The 13,170-nt window shown below is 44.8% G+C and carries 15 protein-coding genes; 9 read left to right on the top strand and 6 right to left on the bottom strand.

Annotated features, from left to right (window positions below; translation table 11 throughout):
* Positions 1 to 14: 14 nt before the first annotated feature.
* Both ATG71_RS02485 and ATG71_RS02480 read left to right on the top strand, forming a co-directional pair.
* A complete protein-coding gene (locus ATG71_RS02485) occupies positions 15 to 812 on the top strand; it encodes an arylamine N-acetyltransferase (RefSeq protein ID WP_286162893.1) in 798 nt (265 codons plus the stop codon).
* 300 nt (positions 813 to 1,112) lie between these two features.
* Complete coding sequence (locus tag ATG71_RS02480) at positions 1,113 to 2,027, top strand: diacylglycerol kinase (RefSeq protein WP_098438365.1); 915 nt, start codon at positions 1,113 to 1,115, stop codon at positions 2,025 to 2,027.
* Positions 2,028 to 2,079: 52 nt separating this feature from the next.
* Here the strand turns inward: ATG71_RS02480 and ATG71_RS02475 are convergent, their stop codons facing one another.
* Positions 2,080 to 2,430: a hypothetical protein gene (locus ATG71_RS02475; RefSeq protein ID WP_060671575.1), complete on the bottom strand. Its 351-nt coding sequence runs from the start codon at positions 2,428 to 2,430 to the stop codon at positions 2,080 to 2,082.
* Between the two features lie 217 nt (positions 2,431 to 2,647).
* On the opposite strand from ATG71_RS02475, the gene ATG71_RS02470 reads away from it, so the two are divergent.
* The 3 genes from ATG71_RS02470 to rlmD all read left to right on the top strand — a co-directional run bounded on the left by ATG71_RS02470 (position 2,648) and on the right by rlmD (position 4,833).
* Complete coding sequence (locus ATG71_RS02470) at positions 2,648 to 2,953, top strand: antibiotic biosynthesis monooxygenase family protein (RefSeq protein WP_098438364.1); 306 nt, start codon at positions 2,648 to 2,650, stop codon at positions 2,951 to 2,953.
* The gene (locus ATG71_RS02465; protein WP_098438363.1) at positions 2,953 to 3,324 is read left to right on the top strand and encodes a hypothetical protein; all 372 of its coding nucleotides are present in this window, start codon (positions 2,953 to 2,955) and stop codon (positions 3,322 to 3,324) included. The genes ATG71_RS02470 and ATG71_RS02465 overlap by 1 nt, the downstream gene beginning before the upstream one ends.
* A gap of 132 nt (positions 3,325 to 3,456) precedes the next feature.
* Positions 3,457 to 4,833 carry a 23S rRNA (uracil(1939)-C(5))-methyltransferase RlmD gene (gene rlmD, locus ATG71_RS02460; RefSeq protein ID WP_098438362.1) on the top strand — a complete coding sequence of 459 codons (1,377 nt, stop codon included), beginning with the start codon at positions 3,457 to 3,459 and terminating at the stop codon, positions 4,831 to 4,833.
* 22 nt (positions 4,834 to 4,855) lie between these two features.
* Here the strand turns inward: rlmD and ATG71_RS02455 are convergent, their stop codons facing one another.
* The gene (locus tag ATG71_RS02455) at positions 4,856 to 6,115 is read right to left on the bottom strand and encodes an S-adenosylmethionine decarboxylase related protein (protein WP_098438361.1); all 1,260 of its coding nucleotides are present in this window, start codon (positions 6,113 to 6,115) and stop codon (positions 4,856 to 4,858) included.
* A gap of 16 nt (positions 6,116 to 6,131) precedes the next feature.
* The gene (speD, locus tag ATG71_RS02450; RefSeq protein ID WP_098438360.1) at positions 6,132 to 6,509 is read right to left on the bottom strand and encodes an adenosylmethionine decarboxylase; all 378 of its coding nucleotides are present in this window, start codon (positions 6,507 to 6,509) and stop codon (positions 6,132 to 6,134) included.
* A 272-nt stretch (positions 6,510 to 6,781) separates the two neighbouring features.
* Here speD and ATG71_RS02445 point away from each other — a divergent pair, with 272 nt between their 5' ends.
* The 3 genes from ATG71_RS02445 to ATG71_RS02435 all read left to right on the top strand — a co-directional run bounded on the left by ATG71_RS02445 (position 6,782) and on the right by ATG71_RS02435 (position 8,370).
* The gene (locus tag ATG71_RS02445) at positions 6,782 to 7,756 is read left to right on the top strand and encodes a spermine/spermidine synthase domain-containing protein (RefSeq protein WP_098438359.1); all 975 of its coding nucleotides are present in this window, start codon (positions 6,782 to 6,784) and stop codon (positions 7,754 to 7,756) included.
* A 142-nt stretch (positions 7,757 to 7,898) separates the two neighbouring features.
* On the top strand, positions 7,899 to 8,129 hold the full coding sequence (locus ATG71_RS02440; protein ID WP_098438358.1) for an excisionase family DNA-binding protein: 231 nt from the start codon (positions 7,899 to 7,901) through the stop codon (positions 8,127 to 8,129).
* 43 nt (positions 8,130 to 8,172) lie between these two features.
* Entirely contained in the window at positions 8,173 to 8,370 is a 198-nt protein-coding gene (locus tag ATG71_RS02435; RefSeq protein WP_098438357.1) for a YwbE family protein, read from the top strand.
* 62 nt (positions 8,371 to 8,432) lie between these two features.
* Here the strand turns inward: ATG71_RS02435 and ATG71_RS02430 are convergent, their stop codons facing one another.
* From ATG71_RS02430 to pxpB, 3 genes are all read right to left on the bottom strand, one after another.
* Positions 8,433 to 9,575, bottom strand: coding sequence for an NRAMP family divalent metal transporter (locus ATG71_RS02430; RefSeq protein ID WP_406688065.1), 1,143 nt, complete (start codon positions 9,573 to 9,575; stop codon positions 8,433 to 8,435).
* A 71-nt stretch (positions 9,576 to 9,646) separates the two neighbouring features.
* Positions 9,647 to 10,651 carry a 5-oxoprolinase subunit C family protein gene (locus tag ATG71_RS02425; protein WP_098438355.1) on the bottom strand — a complete coding sequence of 335 codons (1,005 nt, stop codon included), beginning with the start codon at positions 10,649 to 10,651 and terminating at the stop codon, positions 9,647 to 9,649.
* Positions 10,648 to 11,367, bottom strand: a complete 720-nt coding sequence (pxpB, locus tag ATG71_RS02420; RefSeq protein WP_286162892.1) for a 5-oxoprolinase subunit PxpB — start codon at positions 11,365 to 11,367, stop codon at positions 10,648 to 10,650. Before pxpB ends, ATG71_RS02425 begins: the two co-directional genes overlap by 4 nt.
* Positions 11,368 to 11,899: 532 nt before the next feature.
* Between pxpB and ATG71_RS02415 the strand changes: the two genes are divergently transcribed.
* Entirely contained in the window at positions 11,900 to 13,090 is a 1,191-nt protein-coding gene (locus ATG71_RS02415; protein WP_098438353.1) for an MFS transporter, read from the top strand.
* Positions 13,091 to 13,170: the final 80 nt, after the last annotated feature.

The raw sequence follows: 13,170 nt of genomic DNA, 5'->3' as shown, positions 1-13,170 counted from the left end.
AAAGAGTGATCGGTTTGGAAGCAGTAAAAAAATATGTGAACTATTTAAATATGGATATAGAGCCTCCTACGTTGAACTACTTACAGCGCTTGATCCAGCAGCATTTAATACGGATTCCCTATGAGACGTTCAGTAAATTTTATTATTTCTCACAGGGGGGATCCTTCGTCCCTTCGTTAGAGACATTTGCAGAAAATCTCCATCTGAAAGGGTGGGGAGGAACATGCTTTACGCTGAATATTAATTTCGGAAGTCTGTTAAAAAAACTAGGTTTCCATTGTCAATTTGTCAGAGTGAACCCGGGACACCTGGGACTGATGATCTCGATTGATAACCGTAAGCTGTATGTTGATGTCGGTTATGGTTCTCCCATCATGAAGCCTGTCGAGCTTGAGGCGAGACAGAAGCATCTTCTTCACGGCTTTGGGGAAGAAATCATTTTTACCCAGAAGGACATCCGGGAGTTCGAAGTCGATCGGCGTTCAAACGGGAAGACGTTTGTGAAAAAGACCATCGAGTGGATACCGCTTGAAGAAGAAGATTTGGAGACGGATATTCAGGCATCCTATCTGGATTCCGATGACAACATCACCATGAGAAGAATCACGGCCGTCCGCTTCCAGGGGAATCAGTGCTATTTCCTCCGAAACCGGACGTTGAAGGTCATGACCTACCGAAATATCCGAGAGTATCAAATGAAGGATCTGGGTAAGTGGAAAGACATCATTGGTGAAGTCTATCATTTTGATATGAAGTCCCTGGAAGAATCCATCCGATTTTTGCAAAAACGGAACATACATCTATTCCCATAACCGTCCAGAATATCAGGGTGATATTCTGGACGGTTATTTTTATTGATTCACTTCTAGTGAGAGTCCCCCATTTATGAATTCTTTCTGACAATCATGGAACCGGCCCCCTTCAGGCGTGGGAAATTTCATATTTCATTAGATTTTTCCTATGAAAAGAGTTATGATATTGACCGGTGGACGATTTGAAAAATCCTGCCTTTTGAACATATTTTGCATGAATAAATTAAATTGGTATATGATGTTAAAAGATGGTATATACATGGACGAGTTTTTGAATCAATACAGATTAGGATGATGGGTATGAAACGAGCAAGAATTATATACAATCCGACTTCGGGGCGGGAGCTTTTTAAAAAACACCTCGCTGAAGTATTAATCAAATTGGAGCAGGCCGGATATGAAACATCTGTTCACGCCACCATTTGTGAAGGGGATGCGACCGAAGCGGCACGAATCGCTGTTGAACGCAAATATGATATCGTCGTCGCTGCAGGTGGAGACGGTACGTTAAATGAAGTCGTCAACGGATTAGCAGAACAGGACTACCGGCCGAAACTTGGGATTGTTCCGATGGGGACAACGAATGACTTCGCCCGCGCCCTGCACATTCCAAAGGATATCAGCTCGGCCATTGATGTGATTACGAAGGGTGAAACGATCCCAGTCGATATCGGACGCATGAATGACCGCTATTTCATCAATATCGCCGGTGGGGGAAGAATCACGGAATTGACCTATGAAGTACCGAGTAAGCTTAAAACCATGATGGGGCAGCTTGCTTATTATCTGAAGGGCATTGAAATGCTTCCTTCCATTAAACCGACGGATGTATCGATCGAATATGATGGAAAGCTGTTTGAGGGACAAGCGATGCTTTTCCTCATCGGATTGACCAATTCGGTCGGCGGCTTTGAGAAACTGGCTCCAGATGCTTCGATCAATGACGGTTTATTTTCACTCCTGATTCTGAAGAAGACGAATCTGGCAGAATTTATCCGCATTGCATCCCTGGCAGTACGTGGAGAGCATGTGAACGATCCGAACGTCATTTACACACAAGCGAATCGGATCAAGATCAAGGCGAAAGAAAAGGTGCAGCTGAATGTGGACGGCGAGCTTGGAGGGGTCCTTCCAGCCGAATTCGAGAACCTGTACCGTCATCTGCAAGTCTTCGTCCCACTTGATAAGATCCGGCCGGAAGATAAAGCAGAATGATAAAAAGGAATGCCGTTGGGGTTACGGCATTCCTTTTTTTTATGATGATTATCTAGTTAACGAACAAAAAAACTGAAAACGTCAATGGGAATCCGATCAAAAAGCCCCATCCGATCTGCTGTTTATGACGGAAAGGAACCTTCCGGACGATCCAGGACAATAGATGGGCGACAATCACAAAGGCAAAGACCCATATCAATTGCCCGACGACGAACACAAATAAATAGGCAAGGATCGATTCTTTATTCAGCAAAAGGGATATCCCGAATCCAAAGGTCAAGGTTAAAAAGGTGAGTCCGATCAGTATATAGGGTAGCCACCACCTTCTTGACTTGAGAGCGAATAACACTCCAAGAAAAACATTCCCTACAAGGATAAGATTTACTAAGAAGTCTGGGTTCATATTTATCTACCTTCTCTTTCTAGAATTGTTGCACATACCATTGTACCCTTTGGAGATCGGATAAAACGCGGTAAGTTTTTACATCCTAACAAGAAAATGTACATTGCGTTTCCTTCTTTTAAAGTCTGTTAAATTTTGTATACCCCGGCACTCCCTGACTGTGTTACAGTGAATAAAAAGCATGTCTGATCATGTGCCACTGAGAAGGGTGAATTATATGTATATCGTACATTCAACATTTGTAGTGCCTGATGAGAAGGCAGAGGAAGTCATTTCAATCTATCATTCCCGTTCAGGTCTGGTAGACGAAGCAAAAGGATTTCAACGGTTTCTCCTGCTGCAAAATGAGAAAAAGCCGGGAGAGATCACCGTCCATATGGAGTGGGATACGAAAGACGACTTCATGAAATGGGTACAGAGTGAAGACTATAAGCGGATTCATGATCTGGAAAAGAAATACCCGGATCAGGAATTGGCATCCATCATCCCGTCCATTGACCGGTATAAAGTGGTGGCATACTGATGGAAAATAAGTATAAACATGTCATAGATGAAGCCGTTGTGAAACTATACGATCGATATCCGGAATTGGATGAAAAGTACGGTGAAGCCGGCCGGAAGAAATGCTATGAAGATAATATTCATCATTTCAATTATCTTGAGTCTGCTGCCGATGTAGGCGAATCGAAGGTGTTTTCCGATTATGCCTTCTGGCTGAACAGGGTGCTTGTGAGCAGGGGCATGAAATCCGATCATCTCATCGATAATTTCAAGTGCATGATAGAATCCCTCGAAGAGACCCGTGTCGAAAAGGGTGAAGCCTTCAAGCTTTATCTGAAACAGGCAATCGAGTCCATCCATGCCGCCGACGGGGAAGAACCCGCCTCATCCTGAGCGTAAAAAGCATCGGACCGCCGATGCTTTTTTTTCATAGAGAGGGACGGACCTCCATCCATTTCATTCTCATCCTCCATTTATGGTACAATCAGTAGAGTCTTAAAAAGGAATTCGTAAAGGAAGATATACGTGAGTAAAAAAGCACCCGTTCAAAAAAATGATTATATAGATGAAGCCGTATTTGAAGATTTGACACATGACGGAAATGGAGTCACCAAGGTCGACGGATACCCTTTATTCGTCCCCAATGCCCTGCCCGGGGAAGAAGGCCGGGTCAAAGTCGTGAAAACAAGTAAAGGCTACGGGTTCGGCCGAATGGCAGAACGTACGAAAGAAAGTCCCTTTCGTCAGGAACCTCCATGTCCGATTTACAGGGAATGCGGAGGCTGCCAGATTCAGCATATGACGTATGAAGGACAGCTGAAAGCAAAAGAGAAGAACGTAAGGGACGTCATGCAGCGTATCGGAAAGCTTCATGACCTAAGCGTGCACCCGGTCCTCGGAATGGAAGAACCATGGCGCTACCGCAACAAAGCCCAGGTTCCTGTAGGGGAGAAAGACGGACGGTTTGTAGCGGGGTTCTATCAGAAGCGCAGCCATGAAATCATCGACATGGACAAATGCATCATTCAATATGAAAAAAATGATGAAGTGATCCAGCATGTGAAGGATATATGTGAAAAGTTGGAGGTCCGTCCCTATGATGAGAAGAATCATAAAGGAACCCTCCGCCATATTATGACCCGGACGGCGTATACGACGGGTGAAGTGATGGTGGTACTGGTCACGCGGACGCCTGAGCTTCCGCATAAGAAGGAGATAGTCGAAGCACTTATCGAAAATATAGAAGGTTTGAAATCGGTCGTTCATAACGTGAACCCTAAACGAACAAACGTGATCATGGGCGATAAAACCCGCGTCCTCTGGGGAGAAGAAGTGATCCACGATTATATCGGTGATGTGAAGTTCGCGATCTCAGCAAGATCTTTCTATCAGGTGAACCCGGAGCAGACGAAAGTGCTTTATGATAAAGCGTTGGAGTATGCCGATTTGCAGGGAGAAGAAACGGTCATCGATGCGTATTGCGGAATTGGGACGATCTCTTTATTCCTCGCTCAAAAGGCGAAGAAGGTATATGGGGTGGAAATCGTTCCACAGGCGATTGAAGATGCGAAGCAAAATGCCGGGTTAAATGGTATGGAGAATGTGGAATTTAAAGCGGGACCTGCGGAAGTCGTCATCCCCGATTGGTATAAGGAAGGGATCAAAGCGGATGTCCTTGTCGTCGATCCACCGCGAAAGGGCTGTGATGAAGCACTTCTGAACACAATCCTTGCCATGAAGCCGAAGCGCGTCGTCTATGTATCCTGCAACCCGGCAACCCTTGCCCGTGACCTTAGGATATTGGAAGACGGCGGGTATAAAACAACCGAGGTGCAGCCGGTCGATATGTTTCCACAGACGATGCACTGTGAAGCCGTTGCGAAGATCGAGTTGGTACAATAAAAAATGTAGAGGCCGGGAGCCTCTACATTTTTTTCATGCGATTTAATAATAATCCATCTGTGGTATGATTCTTCCCCACGATGAATTCTTTCATATAGTAACGGACATACTCCCCGTATCGGCTGTTTGTTTCTATCAAAAGCTCATCCACATATTTCACTCCGTTTGGAAGGGGGTCGAGGAGGAGGGAAGCAAAGGCCGCATAGATTCCGCATGCAACTTGGAAATAGGTAGCGTTCGTTTGATAGTTTTCGTAAATTTCGTCATTGCTCAATTCATTATACATAAATAGTTCCTTGTCCTTGTAAACGAGAAGTACTCCCACTAAATCCTTTCCTGTTAAAGCATGTTCGTTCGGATCGAGAGTCTCCATAGGGTACTCCCAAATTTTGTCGACATCGTCCAAATTATCACGGATGAGCGAAGTGGTATGTTCGTTTACCTTGTATAGAAAACCTCCTTCCATATTGAACATTCTGCATAATGTGTACACTTCTTCATGAGGCATCAGGCACCCGTTAAATGTTACTTCGCCAAGGGTCACTTTGAATTCCAAATCATATACATTCTCATAAAGAAAGAGAGGTGTCTTCTCTTTCATCATCATCGGATAGCTCAGGATGGCTTCATCCAGGAAGCATTCAGGGGACCAAGTGGTATAGACACATTGATCTTTTGCAAAGGACGGGTCTTTAAAGAAAGAGGTATCATGCTCCACAATGTAGCATGCAAGGGGAAGATCTTCTGAGTCTTTCATCCTTTCAATGGCCATCCATTGTACAACTCCGGGATTCATCCCAGAGCATACAATCCCTTTCATGTTAGTATAGGCAGGCTTGTTCTTTTCAAAAATGCGGAGACGTTCCATCAACGGGAATCCTTCATAATCTTCCTCGTGATCGTCTACCATTTTATTTTCTAAGGCGGTGTTCACATATTGAACACCAAATTCATTGCAACAATTAAGCATCTCTACTGTGTCGGCCCATGAAACATCCAGTACTATTGTGGTTTTGGTATTCTTTAAATGACTCCGGAAGAGGGGGATGTCGTGTAGATCAAAGCTTAGTATACGGAATTGATCGTATAGATTGGGGAATAGAGAAGAGTAATAGTCTTCTTCCTTTTGGTTGTAATCAATTAAATATATCACGGCCTCTCGGATGATATAGTGGAGGGGATCGTTCTTATCCTTAGCGGATTTATTAAGAATGGATAGGATGGATTTTCCGACACCACCTGCACTCCCGAGAAGCGTTACAACGGTATTGGCATTTGTCACATTTTTTCCTCCTTCCTTATGGAATCTTCGTTACCTCTAATTTCCCTTTTCCTCTAGTCAGTTTGACAAGTTCCTGTTTATGAGGATGTAAAACGGAAATTAAATAAAGGATCGCATCCATTGGATCAATGGATTCTCCGCATGTATATCCATCTATGGCGGCGAAACCTTTTTCGGGATAGGTGTGTATGGAAAGGTGACTTTCGGATAAAACGATGAAGACGGTGGCTCCGTAGGGTTCGAAGGATTTTTTGTCACAAGAAAGAATGGTCGCTCCAATATTCTTAGCAGCCAGCACCAAATGTTCTTCTAAAAAGACGGGATCATTTAATTTTGTAAATTCCACTCCCCATAGATCGGCGATGATATGTGTGCCAGATGAACTATACTCCATTACTACTCCTCCTTCCTCAAAAAATGTATCTGCTATCAGACTATGTTCACTCTCATCCAGTTGGACCGGCTATCTATCATTCGTGTTCAAAAATCCACCGTATCACTAAGGTGATGTTTTCCCAACAGGGCAGGTGTCATGTACTGGAGAGTGTCGAGTAGGCAACTGGGTGAATTCCTTAATTATTCACAGATTTGCGTTTAATTGAACGTATAGAGTGAAAGGGTAATAGACTATTTTGACAGAGAATTTTTCTGGGTAGGGAGGAAACTATGGTGAGGAAAAGAAAAGATGAGCCTTGGCTTGCTGGTCAAATCAACCCCATCAGGTGTGGGGAGAAAATTAAACGAGATCATGATCCTGAATCGGGTTCCTCCGGTGATGAATGGGACCGGGTTGGTTTAAAGGAGATCCTGGCAGGTGAACATACCAATCTTTATCAAGGGCAAAGTGAATTTCAGGATATTCACATGGTATCTAAAGAGGATGTTAGGTTGTATTTAAATGGACAATTGCAATTCAGTTCAGTGGATGAGCGCATTTATCATGAGGCATTCATCCATGTTCCCTTCTCTTTAAAGGGAAGTATCCAAAAGGTATTGGTGTTAGGAGGGGGAGATGGGCTTGCTTTAAGGGAAATCCTCAAATATCAGGAGGTCAAGTCTGTGGATCTTGTAGACATTGACTCCAAGGTGGTGGAGCTTGCTAAACATAATCAAGACCTAATGGCTTTAAATGACCGGTCCTTTTATGATGAGAGGGTGAACACCTTTATAAAAGACGCTAAGATATTCGTGAAGAGCAATCGGAAAGTGTATGATTTGATCGTGATTGATTTTCCCGACCCATCAAATGAGCTGCTTGCCGGGTTATATACTGTCGAATTGTTTGAGAAGCTATACAATGCATTAAGTGATGATGGGCTGATCGTATGCCAATCCAATGCGCTGGACGCAGCACCCACAGTATTTTGGAGCATTGGGTTGACATTTGAGAGGGCGGGATTTTATACAGAGCAGTATCACACGATTATACCTTCATTCGGGGATTGGGGGTTTACCCTTGCTTCTAAAAAGCGGTTGTCCCGGCATTTTACAAATAGGAGCGGTTACCACCGAACATTGCCTGATAATATAGAACGATTATTTCAATTTCAACCTGATTACTGGCACTATAAGAAGCGTGCGGTCATCAATTCTGAAAGAAAGCTGCACCTCCACGCTATTTTCAATGAAGAAAATGGCTGATAGCATGATTCTTCCATACCAAAAATGGTATATTGGTATGGAAGAATGATGGTGGCAAGTTTTGAAAAAAGTTTTAAGGTAAAGTATGATAGAAAATAGTCATTCGAACTGGTATAAGCCAAGAAAAGTGAGGAAGAAGTTTATGTATCTCACCATTAAAGAAACAGCCGAATATCTGTCCCTCCCCGAATCGTATATTGAAAGCCTTGTTCAACAGAGGAAGATTCGGGCAGTCCACGATGGAGAACAGTATTTACTATACCGGGATCAATTCAATCAGCATCTCGAGCAAATGGAAAAAATGAAGCGGCAGCTTGCTGAATATTTAAGTGAACCGATTCCTGAGGATGTCGATGTGAAGGATGAAGACTAGCCCTGGACGAGTCCAGAAATTTTCTTAAGAAATGGAGAATACAATGAACGGACAACAGCGTTCCAATATCAAACCGGGTCTTGAAGTGGACATCGTCCTGAAAAAAGACCAGCGCACAGATAAACTGACTCGGGGGATGGTGAAAGATATTTTAACGAATTCCCCGAATCACCCACACGGCATCAAAGTCCGATTAGCAGATGGGCAGGTCGGCCGGGTGAAGAATATCATTCAGAAATAAATCAGCACACACAAAAAGACCTCAGGTCCCAAGAAAGGGATCTGAGGTCTTTCCTTTTTCCCTTAACTAAACAATTGAGGGATGCCCTGAATCAACGAGTATACACCCATATAAGACATGGCCACGACGATCAGCACGCCGAATACGGTCATCCAGATCGGGTGCTTGTAGTCACCGACGATTTTTGCTTTATGTGCGGCAATCAGCATGACACCGAGTGCGATCGGCAGGATCAATCCATTGAGGGACCCGACCAGGATCAAGATGGCAACGGGTTTACCGACAATCACGAAAACAAGGGTTGAGATTGTAATGAAACCGACGATCAGCCACTTATGATATTTCTCAAGGAGCGGGCTGAATGTACGGATGAAGGATACCGATGTATAGGCTGCCCCGACAACGGATGAAACAGCGGCAGACCACATGACGATTCCAAACATCTTGTACCCGATATCACCGGCAGCCAGCTGGAATACAGACGCAGGTGGATTCTTAGGGTCTAAAGTAAAGCCTTGAGCGACAATCCCTAACGCGGCAAGGAATAGAAAGATCCGCATGATGGACGCGATCCCGATGGCTGATACGGAGCTTTTGGTGATTTCAGGAAGGGCTTTTTTCCCTGTTATCCCAGCCTCCAATAATCGATGCCCCCCGGCGAAGGTGATGTATCCACCGACGGTCCCGCCGACCAGGGTGATGATGGCGAGAAAATCGATGGTGTCGGGAGCGAATGTTTTCGTTACGGCTTCGCCGACAGGTGGATTCGCTGTGAACATGACATATACCGTAAGGATGATCATTAATAATCCCAGGATTTGAGCGAATTTGTCCATTAATCTGCCGGCTTCCTTTACCAGGAAGATCCCGACAGCGACAATTCCGCTGAATAAAGCTCCCATTTCTGGGGAGATGCCAAAGAGGACATTCGTACCGAGCCCCGCTCCGGCGATATTTCCGATGTTAAAGGCAAGGCCCCCTGCCACGATGAGGATGGCGAGGAAATACCCTAATCCGGGAAGGACATCATTTGCGATATCCTGAGCCCTTTTTTCGGAAATGGCGATGATGCGCCAAATATTCAGCTGGGCGCCAATATCGATCAGGATGGAAATTAAAATGACGAAACCAAAGCTTGCGGCAAGCTTTTCCGTAAAGACGGTTGTTTGAGTCAGGAAGCCCGGCCCGATGGCGGAGGTCGCCATCAGGAACGCTGCTCCCAGTAATAGGCTGAAATTCGATTTTTTCTTCAAGGGGTTCTCTCCTTTGTTGTGAACTAAGAGTTAAATTTCAAGGCGATTCCTTGCTTTAAATGGTTTAATTGTCGCTCGCGATCTATGTATAGCTCCTGAGCCTTTTCATGGGAGATCATGGTGAATGTAATGTTTTCTCCAGGCTTTGTTTGAGCAATGAGGGGAAGATCCACGGATGCAATGTACCCGATTCTAGGATAACCCCCCGTCGTTTGCCGGTCGGCCAACAGAATGATCGGCTGACCATTCGACGGAACCTGAATCGTTCCAAACACCACCGCTTCTGAAATCATATCGAACTCCTCATCAAGATGGAGGGACGGACCTTCAAGGCGGTAGCCCATCCGGTCTGATTGGGACGATACTTTAAATGGCTGCTTGAAAAACTGCTCGCGGCTCTCTTCGGAAAATAAATCGTACTCCGTTCCAGGAATCACCCGAATGACTTTCTTCTGATGATAGGATGAAATGAATTCGGATGAAATCGACCAGTCGATTTCCGTGAAGTCACTCTTCTCCACATAGGGAAGTAGATAGTCGATCATATTGGCTGATTCTTTGTTGATCGGCCCTGATTCCAACGAATCTCCAGCTTGAAGGGGACGACCATTGAACCCTCCAATTCCAGCTCTTACATATGTGGACCTGCTGTTCATTACTTTCTCGACATGACAACCTCCTGCAATCGCAAGGTAACTGCGGCAGCCATTCGTACATGCCCCAAACTTCAGGATGCTCCCGGCTTTGATCAATAGGGATCTCCTTAAAGGAACGGGCTTCCCGTCAATGGTCGGAGAAAGGTCTCCCCCGCATATCGAGATAAGGGAGGTTTCCTTAAATTCAAGGACGGGTCCCATGAGGGTGATTTCAAGGGTTGCCTCGTCCACTTCGTTGCCGACGAGAAGGTTTGCGATTTTGTGGGCGAGGGGATCCATGCTCCCGCTCACGAGGACACCGTACTTTTGATATCCGTACCTTCCTAAATCCTGGATGGTTGTCAGGAGGCCGGGTTTGATGACATTAATCATTGTTCCTCCTCCAATGCTTTATATTCTTCAAGTGAAATCGGTGTGAAGCGGATTCGGTCCCCGGCTTTCAGTAAGCTTGGTGAATCGGCATTATCAGGTTGAAACAGTTTTATGGGTGTTCGGCCGATCAGCTGCCATCCACCGGGTGTTTCGATGGGGTATACCCCTGTTTGTTCCCCTGCTATTCCAACTGAGCCTGCCGGTATTTTCAGGCGTGGGGATTTTCTTCTAGGCGTCGCGATATCCGGGGACATGCCGCCGATGTAAGGGAATCCGGGTGCGAAGCCAATCATGTATACGAGATAGTCACCGTTACTATGTTTCGTGATGACTTCTTCAGTGGATAGTTGATGATGGTTGGCTACTTCTTCAAGATCAGGCCCGAATTCTCCACCGTAGCATACGGGGATGTCGATGATTCTTGCTTCTTCTTTCTCTTCGGTTTTCAGGGTTGAAAGCATGTGTTCGATTTCAGAACAGACGACCTTATATGGAAGCGTGTTTTGAAAGGGTTTGTGAGATTCGGTGATTTTGATTGGATCGTAATAGAGTGTGACGGTTGTGAAGGCAGGGATATATTCTACCAGCCAGTCGAATGAGTGGGTTTCGATTATGTTTGTTACCGCTTTCACCAGATCGTGGGTTTCTTGCTGAATCGAGCTGCCTAATTGGATGACGATGGCGTGGTCGCCTAATGGGCGTAACGTATAATTCAAAGAATGACCTCCATTCATGATTGTATTTTTATAGGGATTAAAAAGTAAATATGTATGAGTGGCCGAGTAAATAAGATTATTCAGAAAGTTTGGCCATGTTGTTATTATAGTATAATTCTTTGTGTTTTCAATAAAAGTATGGGAAATAGCTGTGTGAATAAGAAAGATTAAGACTTTGCACCTAATGATAGTGAAGGAGTTTTTTGGCTTATTCGAGTGAAACGTTCGTTTCACTCGCCTTTCAGCTTACGCTGAAAGGCCGGGGATAGAGGGACAACCGACAGGATAAAATGAATTTTCTCCTGTCGGTTGTCCCTCTATCCCCGGAATAAGCCAAAAACCAGTTAAGAATTATTTTCTCTATAATAATGAATGTAGTCTCGTTGTTACTATTTGCATTCTGTTAAAAACTTACACATTTCCGTTGTTTTATTTCGTATCGCAATTGTGGTTTATGTGCTATTATTTAGTAATCCGAAATAATATCCCCATCTGCTGGTGGGGTTTGATAGATGGGAAGGGAGGTTTTTTTATGAAGGTGAAGGATCCTTTATGGACGAGGTCTTTTATTATGTTGATGGTGGGGAATTTGTTTGTGTTTATGTCGTTTCAGATGTTGATTCCGACGCTCCCTCCTTATATTAAGTCGATTGGGGCTTCGGGGCTTGAGATTGGACTGGTGACGACGCTGTTTTCAATCGGGGCTGTGTTAAGCCGGCCGTTCATTGGATTTATGTTGGAATACAGGGACAGGAAGCCCCTTGTCTTGATAGGGGTGATTTCGTTACTCGCAATTACGGTGATTTATCCATTGTCGAGTGTGGTGTTCATCTTCCTTTTATTCCGTTTTGTACACGGACTCGCATGGGGCTGGTCGACGACGGTTAATGGGACGGCAGCCGTCGATGTAGTGCCTAAATCCCGTTTAGGAGAAGGGATGGGGTACTACGGTTTGTCGATTACGATCGGAATGATCATCGCTCCGAGTCTCGGAATCTATTTATTCCAGGTGACGACCTTCACGAATCTGATCATCACATCAAGTGTACTGGGTGTCATCGCGATCTTCCTATTGGGGATCGTTCATTATCAAACGCCTAATGTGGTCATCGAAACGAAGAAAGAAGACTTGAAGTTTTCCTACCTTGGTTCTTTAGTCGAAAAATCCAGCTGGTTCCCTGCTTTCATTACAATCATGGTCACATTTGGATATGGATCGATCGTAACATTCATCGTCATCTTCGGGGAAGAACGTGGAATACAGCATATCTTCCTGTTCTACTTATGTAATGCGATCATGGCGTCCCTTTCAAGACCGATTGCAGGAAAGTGGTTTGATGAACGGGGACCAAAGGGACTTGTGCTATTCTGTATCGTTGTGACGTTTATCGGCATGTGGGCACTGTCTTTCGCTCATTCCGATTTACTGATCGTCGTAGCCGGTCTTCTTTTCGGAATTGGATTCGGCTCACTCATTCCAACCCTTCAATCCTGGACATTGTCCATGACGCCGGATCATAGGCGTGGAGTGGCGAACGGTATGTTCTTCTCTTCCATCGATCTTGGTATCGGGTTGAGCGGCCTGGTATTCGGCGTGCTGGCTCAGTATGTCGAGACGGGTGTACTATTCCAGATTTCCAGCCTGTTCTTACTCATTGCCCTCGTAGTGGCGATTCTTGAAGGAAGAAAACAAAAAAAGCTTGTCCATCAGACTTCCGCATAGTTTGATGGGAGAATAATAGTGGTAAGTATAAAGGACTATCTGTTTTGAAAGGGCATCAAAGCCTTTCGTATCGGATAGTC

The organism is Bacillus sp. es.034 (genome assembly GCF_002563655.1).
Classification (GTDB): Bacteria; Bacillota; Bacilli; order Bacillales; family Bacillaceae_B; genus Rossellomorea.
Note: the sequence above shows the minus strand (reverse complement) of the source record. Positions and strands in the feature narration are given on the sequence as shown.